General features: G+C 40.4%; 1 protein-coding gene. It reads left to right on the top strand.

Annotated features, from left to right (window positions below):
• The first annotated feature begins 52 nt into the window (after window positions 1-52).
• On the top strand, window positions 53-514 hold the full coding sequence (locus tag INF73_RS21910) for a hypothetical protein (protein WP_193547345.1): 462 nt from the start codon (window positions 53-55) through the stop codon (window positions 512-514).
• Window positions 515-671 lie beyond the last annotated feature (157 nt).

Raw genomic sequence — 671 nt, 5'->3', positions numbered from 1 at the left:
AAATTGAATTTAAATATTTGGGTTAATATTCAGAATTTGAAATGGAGAGAATATGTCAGCTTGTAAATATCCTGGTAACCAAATAAAACATTTTATTACGGCAATGCTCATACTGGCCTTTACTACGCTAATAAGTGGATGTCATAATATCAATACAACGACTCCACCAAAAAAAACAGGATTTAATCCCTCGCCTATAGTTTATAGTGCTCCGGTGAAAGAGAGACCTATTAAGCAAGCTGCTGTAAGTTCTCAGGCGATAACATGTCAGCGTGAACTCTCATCGCTTTCCGGCATTAATGCTAGTGATTACGCTGGTAAACGAGCCGCTTTCGAATCGTTGGTTCGCAGTGCAAACGCGTACAAAGAAGTAAGAGAGCAAATGAGCCCTGATATGAGAGATTCAATGGATTCTTTTTATAAATTTAAAATGCTGCGCTTATGTAATCAAATAGAGATGTCTCTTCAGCAAGGGTTAATAGCCATTGAAGGTGATCGTAGTGAAATTAAATAGCGTTCATATTTTATGTGCGGCAGTATCATTGTCGCTTACAACGGTCCAGCGTCTCAAAGCTGAGGATAGTGTGCAGTCAATATCGTCGCTGAGCGCAGTAACGAAGGAAGCCAGCGGAGAGCCAGCTCTGTTCAATCTCGAGCCTGAACCTTTACCT

Origin of the sequence: Enterobacter cloacae complex sp. P6RS (assembly GCF_014982245.1) — a bacterium.
Lineage (GTDB): Bacteria > Pseudomonadota > Gammaproteobacteria > Enterobacterales > Enterobacteriaceae > Enterobacter > Enterobacter bugandensis.
Note: the sequence above shows the minus strand (reverse complement) of the source record. Positions and strands in the feature narration are given on the sequence as shown.

Coding starts and splice junctions, on each gene's coding strand:
- INF73_RS21910 (WP_193547345.1), top strand. CDS start 53: ATGTCAGCTTGTAAATATCCTGGTAACCAAATAAAACATTTTATTACG.